Annotated in this window: 18 protein-coding genes; 6 read left to right on the top strand and 12 right to left on the bottom strand. The window is 66.8% G+C overall.

Going from position 1 to position 17,472, the window contains the following annotated elements; translation table 11 throughout:
* Positions 1-99: 99 nt before the first annotated feature.
* Complete coding sequence (locus WS70_RS12935) at positions 100-1,422, top strand: MFS transporter (RefSeq protein ID WP_059596638.1); 1,323 nt, start codon at positions 100-102, stop codon at positions 1,420-1,422.
* A 95-nt stretch (positions 1,423-1,517) separates the two neighbouring features.
* Here WS70_RS12935 and WS70_RS12930 read toward each other — a convergent pair whose 3' ends face one another.
* The 12 genes from WS70_RS12930 to WS70_RS12875 form a co-directional block, all read right to left on the bottom strand.
* The gene (locus WS70_RS12930; RefSeq protein WP_226382755.1) at positions 1,518-2,108 is read right to left on the bottom strand and encodes a LysR family transcriptional regulator; all 591 of its coding nucleotides are present in this window, start codon (positions 2,106-2,108) and stop codon (positions 1,518-1,520) included.
* A 140-nt stretch (positions 2,109-2,248) separates the two neighbouring features.
* The gene (locus WS70_RS12925; RefSeq protein ID WP_059470626.1) at positions 2,249-4,171 is read right to left on the bottom strand and encodes an ArnT family glycosyltransferase; all 1,923 of its coding nucleotides are present in this window, start codon (positions 4,169-4,171) and stop codon (positions 2,249-2,251) included.
* 378 nt (positions 4,172-4,549) lie between these two features.
* Positions 4,550-5,308, bottom strand: coding sequence for an SDR family oxidoreductase (locus WS70_RS12920; protein ID WP_059470577.1), 759 nt, complete (start codon positions 5,306-5,308; stop codon positions 4,550-4,552).
* A 204-nt stretch (positions 5,309-5,512) separates the two neighbouring features.
* On the bottom strand, positions 5,513-6,100 hold the full coding sequence (locus WS70_RS12915) for an LOG family protein (protein WP_059596637.1): 588 nt from the start codon (positions 6,098-6,100) through the stop codon (positions 5,513-5,515).
* Complete coding sequence (locus WS70_RS12910) at positions 6,097-6,816, bottom strand: TetR/AcrR family transcriptional regulator (RefSeq protein ID WP_059470579.1); 720 nt, start codon at positions 6,814-6,816, stop codon at positions 6,097-6,099. Before WS70_RS12910 ends, WS70_RS12915 begins: the two co-directional genes overlap by 4 nt.
* 240 nt (positions 6,817-7,056) lie before the next feature.
* Positions 7,057-7,593: a diacylglycerol kinase gene (locus tag WS70_RS12905; protein WP_059470580.1), complete on the bottom strand. Its 537-nt coding sequence runs from the start codon at positions 7,591-7,593 to the stop codon at positions 7,057-7,059.
* Positions 7,594-7,601: 8 nt separating this feature from the next.
* Positions 7,602-8,636: a glycosyltransferase family 4 protein gene (locus WS70_RS12900; protein ID WP_059596636.1), complete on the bottom strand. Its 1,035-nt coding sequence runs from the start codon at positions 8,634-8,636 to the stop codon at positions 7,602-7,604.
* Positions 8,637-8,657: 21 nt separating this feature from the next.
* Positions 8,658-9,596, bottom strand: coding sequence for a UDP-2,3-diacylglucosamine diphosphatase (locus WS70_RS12895; RefSeq protein ID WP_059470582.1), 939 nt, complete (start codon positions 9,594-9,596; stop codon positions 8,658-8,660).
* A gap of 90 nt (positions 9,597-9,686) precedes the next feature.
* Entirely contained in the window at positions 9,687-10,193 is a 507-nt protein-coding gene (locus WS70_RS12890) for an RDD family protein (RefSeq protein ID WP_059470583.1), read from the bottom strand.
* 6 nt (positions 10,194-10,199) lie between these two features.
* A complete protein-coding gene (locus tag WS70_RS12885; protein ID WP_059470584.1) occupies positions 10,200-10,946 on the bottom strand; it encodes a DUF3106 domain-containing protein in 747 nt (248 codons plus the stop codon).
* 30 nt (positions 10,947-10,976) lie between these two features.
* Positions 10,977-11,402: a DUF3619 family protein gene (locus WS70_RS12880; protein WP_059470585.1), complete on the bottom strand. Its 426-nt coding sequence runs from the start codon at positions 11,400-11,402 to the stop codon at positions 10,977-10,979.
* On the bottom strand, positions 11,399-11,959 hold the full coding sequence (locus tag WS70_RS12875; protein ID WP_059470586.1) for an RNA polymerase sigma factor: 561 nt from the start codon (positions 11,957-11,959) through the stop codon (positions 11,399-11,401). Before WS70_RS12875 ends, WS70_RS12880 begins: the two co-directional genes overlap by 4 nt.
* Before the next feature lie 384 nt (positions 11,960-12,343).
* Here WS70_RS12875 and WS70_RS12870 point away from each other — a divergent pair, with 384 nt between their 5' ends.
* The 5 genes from WS70_RS12870 (at position 12,344) to pssA (ending at position 17,471) form a co-directional block, all read left to right on the top strand.
* Entirely contained in the window at positions 12,344-14,107 is a 1,764-nt protein-coding gene (locus WS70_RS12870) for an acetolactate synthase 3 catalytic subunit (RefSeq protein WP_059470587.1), read from the top strand.
* Between the two features lie 113 nt (positions 14,108-14,220).
* Positions 14,221-14,712 (top strand): acetolactate synthase small subunit, encoded by a 492-nt coding sequence (gene ilvN / locus WS70_RS12865; RefSeq protein ID WP_004186134.1) that lies wholly within the window; start codon positions 14,221-14,223, stop codon positions 14,710-14,712.
* A gap of 82 nt (positions 14,713-14,794) precedes the next feature.
* Complete coding sequence (gene ilvC, locus WS70_RS12860) at positions 14,795-15,811, top strand: ketol-acid reductoisomerase (RefSeq protein WP_059470588.1); 1,017 nt, start codon at positions 14,795-14,797, stop codon at positions 15,809-15,811.
* Between the two features lie 120 nt (positions 15,812-15,931).
* Positions 15,932-16,582 carry a phosphatidylserine decarboxylase gene (locus tag WS70_RS12855; RefSeq protein WP_059470589.1) on the top strand — a complete coding sequence of 217 codons (651 nt, stop codon included), beginning with the start codon at positions 15,932-15,934 and terminating at the stop codon, positions 16,580-16,582.
* A gap of 16 nt (positions 16,583-16,598) precedes the next feature.
* Entirely contained in the window at positions 16,599-17,471 is an 873-nt protein-coding gene (gene pssA, locus WS70_RS12850; RefSeq protein ID WP_059470590.1) for a CDP-diacylglycerol--serine O-phosphatidyltransferase, read from the top strand.
* Position 17,472 lies beyond the last annotated feature (1 nt).

Genomic DNA, 17,472 nt, shown 5'->3' with positions numbered 1-17,472 from the left:
TTTCGCCTATCACCCTGACACTGCATCCAGCCCGGTGGCGGACATCGCTTGCGTCGCGCCGGCGGCCGGTATCGTCGTCGCTTCGATCGAGGACTCGCCATGGAAGATCTACTGGAACCCGCCTATCGGCCGATGCCTGCCGAGACCGGCCCGGCCGCGACGCAAGCCGACGCACGCCGCAACGTCGCGGCGGTCGCGCTCGGCAACGCGGTCGAGTTCTTCGACTTCGGCACCTATGCGACTTTCGCGGTGATGATCGGCCACACGTTCTTCCCGTCGAAGAGCGCGTTCACGAGCCTTTTGCTGTCGGTGTCCGTGTTCGGGCTCGGCTTCGTCGTGCGGCCGTTCGGCGCGCTCGTGATCGGCGCGTACGCGGACCGGGCGGGCCGCAAGCCCGCGATGATGCTGACGCTCGTGATGATGGCGGCCGGCACGGGCGCGATCGCGGTGCTGCCGGGATACGAGACGATCGGCGTGGCCGCGCCGATCCTGCTCGTCGTCACGCGGCTGATCCAGGGGCTCGCGTGGGGCGGCGAAGCCGGGCCCGCGACGACCTACATTCTCGAGGCGGCGCCGCCGGACAGGCGCGGCGCATATGCGTGCTGGCAGGTCGCGACGCAGGGCTTCGCAGCGGTCGCGGCGGGGCTCGCGGGCTACGTGCTGACGGTTTCGCTGTCAGAGGCCGATCTGTATGCATGGGGCTGGCGCGTGCCGTTCGTGTTCGGCCTGCTGGCGCTGCCGATCGGCATCTACATCCGCCGCCGGCTGTCCGACACGATCGATGCGCACGGCGCGTATGGCTCGACGCGCGAGATCCTGCGCGAACTGAACGCGCGGCATCGGCGGCCGATCGCGATCGGCCTGATGATCCTGCTCGGCAGCACGATCACGCAGTACTTCCTCAACTACATGACGACGTTCGCGTTGACCGAGCTGCATCTGCCGGGCGGCGTCGCGATGCTCGCAACGCTCGCGACGGGCGCGGCGCTCGCGGTGTGCTCGCTCGCCGGCGGCAGTCTATCGGATCGCTTCGGACGCCGCGCGGTCCTGATCTGGCCGCGCGTGCTGCTGTTGCTGCTGATTTTCCCGGCGCTGCAACTGATCGTGTCGCACCCGACGCCCGCCGTTTTCCTCGTCACGCTGACCGTGCTGTCCGGCCTGCACGGCATGAGCGGCGCGGCGCTCATCGTGCTGATCGCCGAGAGCTTCCCGCGGCGGGTGCGCTCGACCGGATTCTCGATCGTCTACGCGGTCGCGGTGTCGCTGTTCGGCGGCACCGCGCAAAGCATCGTCACCTGGCTCATCGGCAGCACCGGCAATCTTGTGGCGCCGACGGGCTACCTGCTCGTCGCGAATGCGATCTGCATCGCGGCAGGCTGGTTCGCCGTCGAGACCTGGCCGGCCCGGCGCGCCGCGCGTTAGCGCGCAATCCATCGTGTTCCGCTCTTGATCGCTTCCAGTCACATCGGAATCCAAATGAAATACCGACGACTCGATGGACTCGCGCGCGCCGGGCGCTACGCGGCGCTTTGTGTCGGATGTGTCGACGACACAAGCGCGCGCTGCCACACATCGACAGTTTCGAATTTCTCGACGCCCGCCCGATGCGGTGGACAGAAGCCGACGTCGAGGTTCGCGCGGCCCTGGCAGAGCGTGTCGAGCGTGTGCCGTGCGCTCGCGACGGCGATGTCGAAGCGGATGCGCGAGCGCTGCGTGAAGTCGGCGAGAACGGGCGTGAGCAGTCCAGACACGATCTCCTCCGACGCATAGACCGAAACCGATCCCGTTTCGAGATTGCGCCGCTCCGAGATCATCGTCTTCACTTCGCCGATCTCGCGCAGCACCGTGCCGATGCGCTCGGCGACGAATTCGCCTTCGGCGGTCAAGCGAATGCCGCGCGGTCCGCGTTCGAGCAAAGGTGCGCCAAAATGGTGTTCCAGTTGCTCGATCTGCCGGTTGATCGCGGTCGGCGCGACGTGCGGCTGCTCGGGCGCTTTGCGCAGCGACGCGCAGTGCGCGAATTCCTGAAAGTAGCGGAATGTGCGAAGTTGCGTGGGGCCGTCCGGTTGGGTAAGCGCAAGAAAGAGCCGACCAATGGGCGGAGCCATTCCCGTACCGGACCGGCAGACGCGGGCACGAACGGGTGCGACGCACGGACGGCGCGAACCGGAGCAGCATAGGACGCGGCGGGCGCCGCGCAAATGGAGGAGAGACGGTGCGCGGCGAAGGCGTCGCGCACACGCGGGCATTACGGACGGAGGCGGGTCGCGGCGGGCGGCGTCGGCGTGCGAACGTAGACGCGCAGCATTTCCTGCTCGTCGCCCGGACGCGCGCCGGACCAGAACGGCTTCCATTCGCCGTCGAGCGCGGGCGGGTTCGCGCGCGTGCCTTGCACGATGAGCCACGTGCAAGCGCTTGCGTTCGGTTGCGCGACGGGCTGGTGCCGGATGCCCGAGAAGTAGTAGAGCATCGGCGCTTCCGACTCGCCGAGATCGACGCTCGCCATGCAGTCGCCGTCGTTCCATTCGAGCGCAAGCTGGCGGTTCAGATCTTCGAACACCGAACGATAACTCTTCGCGACGTCGAGCCAAGGCAGCAGCAGTGTGTAGATGAGCCCCCACGCGACGAGCGCGCCCATCGCCCACGACAGCGCACCGCGCCATTTGCCCGCGAGCCGCAGCGACGGCAGCAGGCCGACCCAGCCGATCGTGATCGCGAGCGCCGACAGCACGAGCGCGGGCTCGATCGGCATCGTCCAGTCGAGCGGCAGCCAGCGGCCGAGCCATTGCAGGGCGGCGCGCGGGCCGTTGTGATCGGACATCAGCGACCAGACGACCCATGCGAGCGCCGCGACTGCGCCGAACAGCAGCCGGCTCGCATAGTCCCACGCGGTGTGCAGCCGCTGGGGCAGGCGCGGAATCGCCTGTGCGGCGACGAGCGCGAGCGGCGCGATGAACGGCAGGACGTACAGTTGCCGCGACGTCGCGGAAATGTGCAGCACGGCCATCCCGATTCCCGCGAACGCGAGTGGTAGCGCGACGCCCGGCGCGCGCCACTCGCGCCAGAGGCCGCGCGTGAGCGCGACGAGTGCGAGCGGGGCGACCGGGAAGCCGACCGTCAGCAGCGCGCGCCAGATGAAGAGCGGTTTGTCGTTTTCGGCGCCGAGCGTTGGCACCGAGAAGCCGAAGAAGCGGCCGACGTTGTTTTCCCAGAACCAGACGAGGAACAGCGATTCCGAGCGCAAGAACAGCGCGGTCGGCCAGATCAGCGCGAACGGCGCGCACACGAGCGCGGCGACGGCGAGCGAGCGGAAGAACGCGCGGCTGCGGCAGGCCGGATAGAGGACGAGCGTCGCGACGACGGTCGCGCCGAACACGAGCGGCACGAACAGCCCCTTCGACATCAATGCGACGCCGACGCCCAAGCCGAAGAGCGGCGCCGCGAAGCGGTTCGCGGGCGCGCGGTGCATGGCGTTGGCGCCGTTCGCGCTGCCGGCGTGCCGGATCACGAGTTCGAGCAGTCCGCAAAATCCCATCGCCGTGCCCGCCATCAACGCGACGTCGGTCATCAGATCGTGCGAATGCTTGATGACGATGAGCGAGCCCGCGTACAGCGCGACGGTGCCGATCACCGGCAGTTCGAGCCAGCGCGTCGCGCTGGTCGCGATGCGGGCGGCGCGCGCGGCGAAGCCGAACGCGAGCGCGGCGAAGAGGGCGCTCGCGAGCCGCGCTGCGTCGTGTAGCGGCAGGTAGCGGGAAAAGAGCCACGCGAGGCCAGTGGCGACCCAGTCGTACAACGGCGGCTTTTCGAGGAACGGCTGCCCCGCGTTGGTCGGCACGACGAAGTCGCCGCTTTCGAGCATGTGCTGGATGATGCCGAACGTGTAGGTCTCGTCCTGCTTCCACGGATCGTGGCCGAGGACGCCCGGCAGCAGATATGCGCACAGCACGGCCGCGGCGACGAGCCATGCGCGCAGCCCGGCGAGCGGCGCGCGGGCGACGGACGACGTTCCGCGCGCATCCGCGGCACGGCCGCCTGCTGCGCCCGCAGCGCTCGGTGCACGGACGGCGAGCGCCGCGGCGGACGGCGTCGGCGAATTGGCTTCCGATGGGCGGACGTGATGCGCCGAGCCGGGCGCGTGCCGGCCGCCGGGCGTTGCATTTCCCTGCATCTGGTTGATCTCTTCGTATGTGCGGGCCAAGCTGCGTGGGTTCGGCCGATTTCGTGACCGCGAGGGGGCGGATGACGGGCGTGCGACGGCATACGTCGCAATGGGCGTTAGTAGACCACGAGATTATTACGAACGTTTACGAAAATTGTTATGAAACGCTAAATATTTCGGAGAATTGTGAAGTTTTGTGTGGCCGATACGGCGGGCTTTCGTGTCGCAGATCGTGTCAGGCCCGCATTGTGCGGCGGTCGATGTGAAAAAACGACGATTGGCGGCCCGAGCGCACAGGCGAGCGCGTGAAATCGTTCGAAGCCCGAATGAATGGAGATGGCCTTGCCGCTCGTCGCTCGGCGAGCGAAGGTGCAGCGTGCGCGGGCGTCAGCGCCCGCCGCCGACGTCGAGCAGTGCGCCCGTCACGTACGACGCCGCGTCGCTCAGCAGCCAGACGATCGCTTCGGCTACCTCGTCGGCTTCGCCCGCGCGACCGAGCGGTGTCTGTGCGCCCAGCCGCTCGGCGCGGCCGGGCTGGCCGCCGCTCGCATGGATCTCGGTCGCGATGAGGCCCGGGCGCACCGCGTTCACGCGCACGCCGTGCGAGCCGAGTTCCTTCGCGAGACCGAGCGTCAGCGTGTCGACCGCGCTCTTCGAGCCCGCATAATCGACGTATTCGTTCGGCGAGCCGAGCCGCGCGGCGATCGACGACACGTTGACGATTGCGCCGCCCGCGCCGCCGCGATCGGTCGACAGCCGCCGCGCGGCCTCGCGCGCGCACAGATACGCGCCGAGCACGTTGGTGTCGAACACGCGTGTCAGGCGCGCGACGTCCATGTCGGCGAGCGGCAGCGACGGCGCGACGATTCCCGCGTTGTTGACGAGCGCGTCGAGTCGGCCGAACGCGGACCGCACCGCGTCGAACATGCCGATCACGTCGGCTTCGTTCGCGACGTCGCCGCGCACGACGCACGCTTGCCCGCCCGCGGCGCGCACCGCGTCGGCGGTCGCTTCGGCGGCGTTCGCGTCGTGCGCGTAATTGACGCCGACTGACCAGCCGCGCGCAGCGACGAGCAGCGCGGTCGCGCGGCCGATGCCGCGGCTCGCGCCGGTGATGAGGACGACCTTGGGCGGCGTGTTCGTCATTGCTTGAACCTCGGCCCGGGCGGAATGCGCGTTCGGGCGAAAAAGAGGAACGGCGGGAAAGCGGAGACTGCGCGGCAACTGCGCGACGCCGCCGGTCGACGCGGAAGACGAGACCGGCGCGCGAAGCGCGGCGCGTGCATCAGGAGAAGCGGTGCGAGGCAGCATGCCGGATCGCGGCGCGCGTCCGCGATCCATCGCGGCGGCTCAGGATTCCTGTTCGGACAGGAACGTCCATTTGTCGCGCGCGGGCGGACGATACTGGACGAGCTGATCGATGAGCGCGCCGGGGACCGCGTCGATGCACAGCGCATCGAAGTACGTACGCTGCATGAAGCCTTCGTCGACCGTGTGCTTGAGGAGCGTGATGAGCGGCTCGTAGAACGCGTCGACGTTGTAGAGCGCGACGGGCTTGCGATGATAGCCGAGCTGCGCCCACGTGTAGACCTCGAAAAACTCTTCGAGCGTGCCCGCGCCGCCCGGCATCGCGACGAACGCGTCGGCGAGCTCGGCCATCATCTTCTTGCGATGATGCATGTCGGGCACGACGTGCAGCTCGGTCAAGCCGGTGTGGCCGACTTCCTTGTCGACGAGCAGCTCCGTGATGACGCCGATCGCCCGCCCGCCGGCGGTGATCACCTCATCGGCGATCACGCCCATCAGGCCGACGCGCCCGCCGCCGTAGACGAGCGTGAGGCCGGATTGCGCGAGCACGCGGCCGAACGCGCGCGCCGCTTCCGTATAGACGGGCTTGACGCCGTTGGCCGAGCCGCAATAGACGCAGACGGCCTTCATTGCTTCGTATCCTTGCGCGGCGAACCGTCGCGCGGCGGCAGGAAGTCGTGGAACTCGCGCTTCGGCAGCTTGCCGGACACGAGATCGTCGAAGATCTGCCGCGAGCGGCCGCGCAGATACGGCGCGATCACCGAGATCACGTGCATGCTGACCTGGTGCAGCTCCTCGCGGATCGCGTCCTGGTCGTTGTACTTGCGCGGGTGCATCACGTATTGATACGACAGCCAGTAGGTGGCGATCACGGCCATGTTGGTCGCGATCACCTCGATCTCGGCAGGCGTCGCGACGAGCTCGCCGTCGGCCGCGAGCAGCTCGCACATCTCGCGCGCGAAGCGCACCTTGTGGCTGATGATCTGCTTGAAGTGCGTCTCGAGCGTGCGGTTGCGCGCGAGCAGATCGTTCAGGTCGCGATAGAGGAAACGGTAGGTCCACATGAAGTCGGCCATGTACTGCAGGTACGACCACGTTTCGTCGATCGTCGGCCGATGATCTTCGGGAAAACGCAGGCGCCGTTCGATCTGCTGTTCGAACTGCGCGAAGATGCTGTTGATGATGTCGTCCTTGTTGCGGAAATGGTAGTACAGGTTGCCTGGGCTGATTTCCATTTCCTCGGCGATCGTCGTTGTCGTGACGTTCGGCTCGCCGATCTCGTTGAAGAGTTTCAACGACAACTCAAGAATCCGTTCGCGCGTGCGGCGGGGGGGTTTCGCTTCCATGTCGTCCGGCCCTGTGTTTGCCGGACTGGCGGGCGCTGCCAATGTTGCTTGCTGCGTGAATCGTAGTCCGGCTCGGGTTGCTGTGTTGAAGGCTGTCGGCCGATTATAAACCGCTACCTTGCGCGTCCGGCGTATTTCGTCATCGGGGCATACCCGGCGGTGTTGCGTCGCACACAAGAGGCGGGTCAAGCGGCGCGAGTCGCGGCGGGGGCCGGCCGGACGTCGGCTGCCGCGATGCGCCTAGCCGGCGAGCCGGTGCCAGACGAGCGGGCCGAGTATGAGGCCCCAGGTCGTCAGGCACGCGCAGAGTGCGACCGTGACGGCCGCGCTGCCGAGATCCTTCGCGCGCTTCGACAGCTCGTGGCGTTCGAGCGAGATCCGGTCGATCGCCGTCTCGACGCTCGAGTTCAGCAGCTCGACGATCAACACGAGGAGCACGGTGCCGATGAGGAGCGCGCGCGACGCCGGCTCGACCGGCACGAACGCCGCGATCGGCAGCATGATTGCCGCGAGCGTGAGCTCCTGACGGAACGCGCTTTCTTCGCGGATCGCGACGCGAAAGCCGTTGTACGAGTTCTTGAGCGCATGCCACGCGCGCATCAGGCCGCGATTGCCCTTGTACGGATTGTGCGGCAGCGCGAGCGGATCGTCCGGGCCGAGCGGCTCGTGCGGCTCGTGCGTTTCAGACGAAGGGAACGGAACGTGGACAGGGTGCGCGGCGGCCGCACGTGCGGCCGGCCTCCGCGGCGAATGGGTCGGGGGCGCTTTCGCGCGCATGGCTGGTTTCAAACGGCTGCGCCTTCGGTGTGTGGACAGGCGGTTTTCGGCAGAGGCTTCAGGTGCGATGCGAACTGCTCGGACGCCGCGAGCCACGAGTAGCGCTCGGCCCAGGCGCGCGCATGCCGCCGGTCGATCTTCAGCGCCTCGAGGCACGCTTCGCGCAGGTCGTCGTTCATCGCACCCGCGCCGCCGTCGGCGAGCACGTCGACGGGCCCCGTGACCGGGTACGCGGCGACGGGCGTGCCGCACGCGAGCGCCTCGAGCAGGACGAGCCCGAAGGTGTCGGTGCGGCTCGGGAACACGAACACGTCGGCGGCGGCGTATACCTTGGCGAGCTCCGCCTGAGTCAGCACGCCGAGGTAATTGGCCTCAGGATAACGTGATTTGAGCTCGGCGAGCGCGGGCCCTTCGCCCGCGACCCACTTCGAGCCGGGCAGGTCGAGCTTCAGGAACGCCTCGACGTTCTTCTCGATCGCGACGCGGCCGACATACAGGAAGATCGGCCGCGCGGTGTTGAGCACCTTCGACTCCATCGGCTGGAAGACGTCGAGATCGACGCCGCGCGTCCACAGCACGACGTTGTCGAATCCGTATTGCTCGAGGTCGCTCTTGACGACGGGCGTGGGCGCCATCACCGCGAGCGACGCGCCGTGGAACCAGCGCAGGAAACGGTAGGTCGCCGACAGCGGAACGCCGAAGCGCGCCTGCACGTATTCCGGAAAGCGCGTGTGGTACGCGGTCGTGAACGGCAGCTTGCGGGCGCGCGCGTAGCGGCGCGCGGCGAGGCCGAGCGGGCCTTCCGTCGCGATGTGCAGCGCGTCCGGCTCGAACGCGTTCAGGCGCTCGCGCAGCCGCCTGTACGGCAGGATCGACAGGCGGATTTCGGGATAGGTCGGGCACGGCACCGTGCGGAACTCGAGCGGCGTGACGAGCTCGACGCGGTGGCCGAGCGCGATGAGCTCGCGCGCGGTGCTCTTCAGCGTGCGCACGACGCCGTTGACTTGCGGCTCCCACGCATCGGTGACGATCATGATTTTCATCGCAGGCAATCCTTTCGGAGGTCAGGCGGTGGCGGCTTTCGTCTTGCGCGATTGCGCGGCGGGCGGCGTGTGCAGCACGGTCCAGTAGACGACCCTCAGTTCGCCCTCCATCGTCTCGACGAGCGCGGACAGGCTCTCGACCCAGTCGCCGTCGTTGCAATAGAGCACGCCGTCGATGTCGCGGATCTCGGCCTTGTGGATGTGGCCGCAGACGACGCCGTCGCAGCCGCGGCGACGCGCTTCGTCGGTCATCACCGCTTCGAACGACGAAATGAAGTTCACGGCGTTCTTCACCTGGTGCTTCAGGTATTGCGACAGCGACCAGTACTGAAAGCCGAAGCGGCTGCGGATCCGGTTGAACCAGCGGTTCAGCACGAGGATCAGCGTGTACAGCGTGTCGCCGAGATAGGCGAGCCACTTCGCGTGCTGGATCACGCCGTCGAACAGGTCGCCATGGACGACCCACAAACGTTTGCCCGACAGCGTCGTATGGAACGCCTCGCCGCGCACGTGGATCTCGCCGAACGCGAGATCGCAGAACTGGCGCGCGGCTTCGTCGTGGTTGCCGGGGATGTACACGACCTGCGTGCCTTTGCGCGCCTTGCGCAGGATCTTCTGAACGACGTCGTTGTGCGCTTGCGGCCAGTACCAGCCCTTTCTGAGCTGCCAGCCATCGATGATGTCGCCGACGAGGTACAGGTATTCCGATTCGTTGTGCTTGAGAAAGTCGAGCAGATACCCGGCCTGGCAGCCGCTCGTGCCGAGGTGGATGTCCGACAGCCAGATCGTCCGGTAGTGGTGCGTGGCGGGCTCGTGGTCGTCGTGCCGCGTGGCGCTCGCGGCGGGAGGACGGGCCGGCGCGAGCACTTCGCTCGCTGCGGAGCCGGACAGGAAGGCGCTGGCGGCGTGCAGGCCAGCAGGATCACGAAAGAAGGAGGTCGCGGACTTTTTCTGGCCCATGCATGACTCGCGCCGATTGAGGTTATCGGCATTGCGCCATGCGGGCGTGACGGTGCCGTGACAGTCACGAGACGTTCTTATTACGGGGAATCAGCCGTGGCGGGGCGCGGCGACGATGCGGGTGCCGGCGAGGCGATCGTGCGGGAACTGGCGCGTCGGGTGCAGTCGCGCGGCTAGCGACCACAGCGCGAACCAGGCGGTCGCGGCCGCGAGCGTGCGCGGCACGGAGAAGCCCGCGAGCGGGTGCAGCGCGAGGGGCGGCAGGAACCACAGCCAGCCGAGCGCGTAGCGGACGATCGCCCGGCCGACCGACAGCGGCGCGCCGCGCGCGGTTTCGATGCGCAGCCGCCAGGTCTTCATCGGCAGCGTCTGGCCGCCGTGCGTCCAGAACCAGACGAAATAAACGCCGACGACGGCCGCGATCCACGCGGCGAGCAGATTGTGATGGTCGAGGCCGTTGCGCTGGTGGAGCGTTACGCCGAACGCGAGGCCGGCAAAGAACACGACGCCGAACAGCAGCAGGCTTTCGTAGACGAGCGCGGCGAGCCGGCGGCGCACACTCGGCGGCGGCTCGGACGGAATCGCGGGCGCCGTCACGGCCGTTTACGAACCGTTGAAGAGCGACGGCGCCTCGGACGGCGAGACGGGCGTGGGCACGGCCGGCGTGACGGCGCCCGTCGTCGTCGATGCCGGAGCGGGCGCCGCGGCGGGCGCGCTGGCGGCGGGCGGCGCGATGCTCGCGGCGGCCGCGCTCGCCGGATGACGGTCGTGCGCGTTGACGAGCCGGTTGACGTCGCGGTCGGTCTTGCCGGTGGGCGGCGCGCTGACGACGGTCGGCCGGCGCCGGCGCTCGGCCGCCGCGAGCTTCTCCTTCTGCTCGGGCGACAGCTCTTGGTAAGCCTTCCAGGCTTTCTCGCGAGCCTGCGCGGACAGATCCTTCGACACCAGGTAGTTCTCGCGTGCGACGCGGCGCTGCTCGGGCGTCATGCGGACCCACTCGGTCATCCGTTCCTGCAGGCGCTTTTGCGCTTCAGACGACATCTTCGGGAAGCGCGCCGCGATCTTCAGCCATTTGCGCTTGCGCTCGTCGCTGAACGAATCCCATTGATTCGCGAACGGCGCGAGCGCGACGCGCTGCGGCGGCGTGAGGCGCGCCCAGGACAGCGGGCTCGACGGCGGCAGCGCCGGGAAGTCGGTCGTGAGGGCGATCGCGGCCGACGCGATCGCCGGTGCGCTCGCCGCCGCCACCGCGGCCGGTTGTGGGTGAAAGCGCGGGTAGGTGGCGGCGTACGCGACGATGAGCGCGATCACGCAACCGAAAAAGACAGCCAATCCCCGTTTTTGACTCACCCGTGCGTTCCTCTTCTTGATGCGTTGGCGTTAGTGAGTGTGCGACAGATACGCGTTGAACCCGTGGTCGAGATACGCGGTGAGAGGCAGGTTGTCGCTCAGCATCGCCGCGTCGATGTCCGCGAGCTCGGCCGTGCGCTGCATGTCTTCCCAGTACGCGATGCCGACGAGCCCCGCGAGCAGCAGCGCGAGCGGCCACGCGCGGATCAGCCGGCGCGCGAGCGACTTGCGGCGCGGTTCGGCAGACGGGCGCAGCTCGAGCGTGCCGGCGTTGCCGGCGAGCGCCGGCACGAGCACGATCGCGGCGTCGGGCTTCTTGCGGGCGAGCGCGGCGCGACGCGCGGCGGCGAGCCGCTCCGTCGTCGCGGCGGGCAGCGCGGTCGCGCGCTCGTCGAGCGCGCGACGCACCTTGAAGGCGAAATCGGTTTCTTCTTTCGTTGCGGGAGCGGAGCTCATAGCGTGATTCCTTTGGCCTTGAGCGCGGCCGCCAGTGCGTGAGTGGCTCGGGAGCAGTGCGTCTTGACGCTGCCTTCTGAGCACCCCATGGCGGCGGCTGTCTCGGCGACATCCATATCCTCCCAATAACGCATCAGGAAGGCTTCCCGTTGACGCGCCGGGAGCTTCTGGATTTCATGGTCGATGAGGGCGAGCACCTGCTCGCGCTCGAGCCGCGTCTCGCTGCTCTCGACACCGCCGCCGTCCGCCGATTCGAGCGTCTCCAGCGGGTCGAAATCTTCGTCGTCGGTATTGTTCAGCGACGAGAACAGGCTGACCCAGGTGTTGCGCACCTTTTGTCTGCGGAAATGGTCGTGGATCGCGTTCTGAAGGATCCGCTGAAAAAGCAGCGGCAGCTCGGCGGCCGCGCGGTCGCCGTACTTCTCCGCGAGCCGGATCATCGCATCCTGCACGATGTCGAGCGACGCGTCGTCGTCGCGCACCGCGTAAGCAGCCTGCTTGAACGCGCGCCTTTCGACGCCCGCCAGAAAGTCCGCGAGTTCCTTGTCTGATGCCATTCCGTGAAGGTCTGCGCTGCGTTCTTGCGGCGTGAAAAGATCGGAAAAATTTCGTAAAACCCGCGGATGCTAACAAATTTCGCCGTCGACGGCATCCTGATCGGGCTGTCAGGCCGCAGAAACGGGCGCGCGTGGCGGTTCGCCGCGGGCCTCGGCGGGACGTTCGCGTTCGCTTCGGCAGGAGGATTGATGCGCCGCGGGATTTTCCGCTTGACCGCCTGTCGGGGACCCGCTATCGTTGCCAGTTCGCAACATAAGTGATGGTCACATTTGAGGCTGGCCCATGAAGCCCGCCTTTCAACTGGACGCGCCGCTTGAACCTGAGCCACAAGCCCAGCAGAGAGCACCCGATCAATTTTTTGCCGAAAATTCGAAAGGTTATCGATGAACATGCCCAGCGCGGAATTCTCCACGTCGGAATCCCTTTCCCCTCAGAAAACCGGCTCCATCGGCGCCACCGTGCTCATGAAGGCACTGGCCGACGAGAACGTCGAATTCATCTGGGGCTACCCTGGCGGCTCGGTCCTCTACATCTACGACGAGCTATACAAGCAAGACAAGATTCAACACGTGCTCGTGCGCCACGAGCAGGCCGCCGTGCACGCCGCGGACGCGTACTCGCGCTCGACGGGCAAGGTCGGCGTGTGTCTCGTCACGTCCGGCCCGGGCGTGACGAACGCGGTGACGGGCATCGCCACTGCCTACATGGATTCGATCCCGCTCGTCGTGATCAGCGGCCAGGTGCCGACCGCGGCGATCGGCCAGGACGCGTTCCAGGAGTGCGACACTGTCGGCATCACGCGGCCGTGCGTGAAGCACAACTTCCTCGTGAAGGACGTGCGCGAGCTCGCGGAAACCGTCAAGAAGGCGTTCTACATCGCGCGCACCGGCCGGCCCGGTCCCGTCCTGATCGACATCCCGAAGGACGTGTCGAAGACGCCGTGCGAGTACGAGCCCGTCAAGAGCGTGTCGCTGCGCTCGTACAACCCGGTCACGAAAGGCCACTCAGGGCAGATCCGCAAGGCGGTCGCGCTGCTCCTGTCCGCGAAGCGGCCGTACATCTATACGGGCGGCGGCATCATCCTCGCCGACGCGTCGCGCGAGCTGAACCAGTTCGCCGACCTGCTCGGCTATCCTGTCACGAACACGCTGATGGGCCTCGGCGGCTACCGCGCATCAGACAAGAAGTTCCTCGGCATGCTCGGCATGCACGGCACGTACGAAGCCAACATGGCGATGCAGCACTGCGACGTGCTGATCGCGATCGGCGCGCGCTTCGACGACCGCGTGATCGGCGATCCGGGCCACTTCGCGTCGCGTCCCCGCAAGATCATCCACATCGACATCGATCCGTCGTCGATCAGCAAGCGCGTGAAGGTCGACATCCCGATCGTCGGCGACGTGAAGGAAGTGCTGAAGGATCTGATCGAGCAGCTGCAGACGGCCGAGCATGGCCCGGACACCGAAGCGCTCGCGCAATGGTGGAAGGACATCGAAAGCTGGCGCGCGAAGGACTGCCTGAAATACGACCGCGAAAGCGAGATCATCAAGCCGCAGTACGTGGTCGAGAAGGCATGGGAACTGACGGACGGCAACGCGTTCGTCTGCTCGGACGTCGGCCAGCACCAGATGTGGGCCGCGCAGTTCTACCGCTTCAACAAGCCGCGCCGCTGGATCAATTCGGGCGGCCTCGGCACGATGGGCTTCGGCTTGCCGGCGGCGATGGGCGTCAAGATGGCGCATCCCGACGACGACGTGCTTTGCATCACGGGCGAAGGCTCGATCCAGATGTGCATCCAGGAGCTGTCGACCTGCAAGCAGTACGACACCCCGGTGAAGATCATTTCGCTGAACAACCGCTACCTCGGCATGGTCCGTCAGTGGCAGCAGATCGAATACAGCAAGCGCTATTCGCATTCGTACATGGATGCGCTGCCGGATTTCGTGAAGCTCGCCGAGGCGTACGGCCATGTCGGCATGCGCATCGAAAAATCCGCGGACGTCGAGCCGGCGCTGAAGGAAGCGCTACGCCTGAAGGACCGCACCGTGTTTCTCGACTTCCAGACCGACCCGACCGAGAACGTCTGGCCGATGGTCCAGGCCGGCAAGGGCATCACCGAGATGCTGCTCGGATCGGAAGATCTGTAAAGGCGCGATGCGCGCCCGAGCCCGCGGGCGGCCGCCTTCACGAAGGGCGGTGTGGCACGCGGCGGTGCGCTGCGATACGCAATCGACACGGGATAATTCTGGAAGAAGCGAACATGAGACACATCATTTCCGTCCTGCTGGAAAACGAACCGGGCGCGTTGTCGCGCGTCGTCGGTCTGTTCTCGGCACGCGGCTACAACATCGAAACCTTGACGGTGGCGCCGACCGAAGACCAGTCGCTGTCGCGCCTGACCATCGTTTCCATCGGCTCCGACGACGTGATCGAACAGATCACGAAGCATCTGAACCGCCTGATCGAGGTGGTGAAAGTGGTGGACCTGACCGACGGTGCACACATCGAGCGGGAGCTGATGCTCATCAAGGTGAGGGCAGTGGGCAAGGAGCGCGAAGAAATGAAGCGGATGGCGGACATTTTCCGCGGCCGTATCATCGACGTGACCGAGAAGACCTACACGATCGAATTGACGGGTGCGAGCGACAAGCTCGACGCATTCATTCAGGCGCTGGACGCGGGCTCGATTCTCGAGACCGTGCGCACCGGCAGCTCGGGCATCGGTCGAGGCGAGCGCATTCTGAAGGTTTGACGCCGCCGCGCCGAACGAGCCGGGTGCGCCGTCAGGGCCCGGTCTCACTAACGAATTTCACTGAATCAGCGAAGGAACAATCATGAAAGTTTTCTACGACAAGGACGCCGACCTCTCCCTCATCAAGGGCAAGCAAGTCACGATCATCGGTTACGGCTCGCAAGGCCATGCGCACGCACTGAACCTGAAGGACAGCGGCGTGAACGTGACGGTCGGCCTGCGCAAGGGCGGCGCGTCGTGGAGCAAGGCCGAGAACGCCGGCCTCGCGGTCAAGGAAGTGGCCGAAGCCGTCAAGGGCGCGGACGTCGTGATGATGCTGCTGCCCGACGAGCAGATCGCCGCCGTCTACGCGCAGGAAGTGCACGCGAACATCAAGCAGGGCGCGACGCTCGCGTTCGCGCACGGCTTCAACGTCCATTACGGCCAGGTGATCCCGCGCGCGGATCTGGACGTCATCATGATCGCGCCGAAGGCGCCGGGCCACACGGTGCGCGGCACGTACGCGCAGGGCGGCGGCGTGCCGCACCTGATCGCGGTCGCGCAGGACAAGTCGGGCGCGGCGCGCGACATCGCGCTGTCGTACGCGGCGGCGAACGGCGGCGGCCGTGCCGGCATCATCGAGACGAACTTCCGTGAGGAGACGGAGACCGATCTGTTCGGTGAGCAGGCCGTGCTGTGCGGCGGCACCGTCGAGCTGATCAAGGCCGGTTTCGAGACGCTGGTCGAAGCGGGCTACGCGCCGGAAATGGCGTATTTCGAGTGCCTGCATGAGCTGAAGCTGATCGTCGACCTGATCTACGAAGGCGGCATCGCGAACATGAACTACTCGATCTCGAACAACGCCGAGTACGGCGAGTACGTGACGGGCCCGCGCGTCGTCACCGAAGAGACGAAGAAGGCGATGAAGCAGTGCCTGACCGACATCCAGACCGGCGAATACGCGAAGAGCTTCATTCTCGAGAACAAGGCCGGCGCACCGACGCTGCAATCGCGCCGCCGCCTGACGGCCGAGCACCAGATCGAGCAGGTCGGCGCGAAGCTGCGCGCGATGATGCCGTGGATCGCGAAGAACAAGCTCGTCGACCAGTCGAAGAACTAAGCTGCGCGTCCCATCCGGCCCCCGAATCGAGGGTCGGCATCAAAAAGCCGCCCGAAGGCACCGGAGCCGAGGGCGGCTTTTGCTATCCTACGGGCTTTGCAATTCAACGAAGAACGAACCATGAACTATCCTCATCCGATCATCGCGCGCGAAGGCTGGCCGTTCATCGCGATCGCGGCCGTCGTCGCGCTGTTGATCCATGCCATCGGCGGGTTCGGCCTCGCATGGCCGTTCTGGCTGCTGCTCGTCTTCGTGGTCCAGTTCTTCCGCGATCCGCCGCGCGCGATCCCGACGCAGGCGAACGCAGTGCTGTGCCCGGCCGACGGCCGTATCGTCGCGGTCGAAATGGCGCACGATCCGTATGCGAATCGCGAAGCGCTGAAGATCAGCGTGTTCATGAACGTGTTCAATGTCCACTCGCAGCGCTCGCCCGTCGACGGCGCGGTGCAGAAGGTCGAGTATTTCCCGGGCGCGTTCCTGAACGCCGCGCTCGACAAGGCGTCAGCCGAGAACGAGCGCAACGCGGTCGTGATCCAGACGGCGGCCGGCCAGACCGTGACGGCCGTGCAGATCGCGGGCCTCGTCGCCCGCCGGATCCTCTGCTACGTGCGCGCGGGCGAGCCCGTGTCGCGCGGCCAACGCTACGGTTTCATCCGCTTCGGATCGCGCGTCGACGTGTATCTGCCGAAGGGCAGCCGCGCGCGCGTGTCGATCGGCGAGAAGGTGTCCGCATCGTCGACGATCCTCGCCGAACTGCCCGAACAACAGTAATCGGGAACACGTATCGATGGCCGCATTCAAACCGCGCCGGCCGCGCAACGGCAATGCTCCGTGGCCGCGGTCGTTTCGTCACAACAAATCGGTCGCGCAGGACGTCGCGCCCGTCGAGAGCCGGCGCGCCGCGCGTCAGCGGTTCCTGAGGACGCGCGGCATCTACCTGCTGCCGAACGCGTTCACGACGGCCGCGCTCTTCTGCGGCTTCTTCGCGGTCGTGCAGGCGATGAACGTGCGCTTCGAAACCGCGGCGATCGCGATCTTCGCCGCGATGGTGCTTGACGGGATGGATGGACGCGTCGCGCGGATGACGCACACGCAAAGCGCGTTCGGCGAGCAGTTCGACAGTCTGTCGGACATGGTGTCGTTCGGCGTCGCGCCCGCGCTCGTGATGTACGAATGGGTGCTGAAGGATCTGGGGCGCTGGGGCTGGCTCGCCGCGTTCGTCTATTGCTCGGGCGCCGCGCTGCGTCTCGCGCGCTTCAACACGAACATCGGCGTCGTCGACAAGCGCTTCTTCCAGGGCCTGCCGAGCCCGGCCGCCGCGGCGCTGATCGCGGGCTTCGTATGGCTCGCGACCGACAACCGCGTGCCGATGAAGCTCGGCTGGCTGCCGTGGGTCGCGTTCGCGTTCACGGTCTACGCGGGCGTGACGATGGTGTCGAACGCGCCGTTCTACAGCGGCAAGGCGCTCGACGTCCGGCATCGGGTGCCGTTCGCGGCGATCCTGCTCGTCGTCGTCGCGTTCGTGCTCGTGTCGTCCGATCCGCCGCTGATGCTGTTTGGCCTCTTCGTGCTGTACGGGCTGTCCGGCTACGTGTTCTGGGCCTATATGGCCGTGCGCGGCCGGGCCAATCCGGCGCGCTCGTCGCAGCGGGAGCACTGAC

It is taken from the genome of Burkholderia mayonis, assembly GCF_001523745.2.
Lineage (GTDB): Bacteria > Pseudomonadota > Gammaproteobacteria > Burkholderiales > Burkholderiaceae > Burkholderia > Burkholderia mayonis.
The sequence above is the reverse complement of the archived record's forward strand: the minus strand, read 5'-3'. Positions and strand labels throughout refer to the sequence as shown.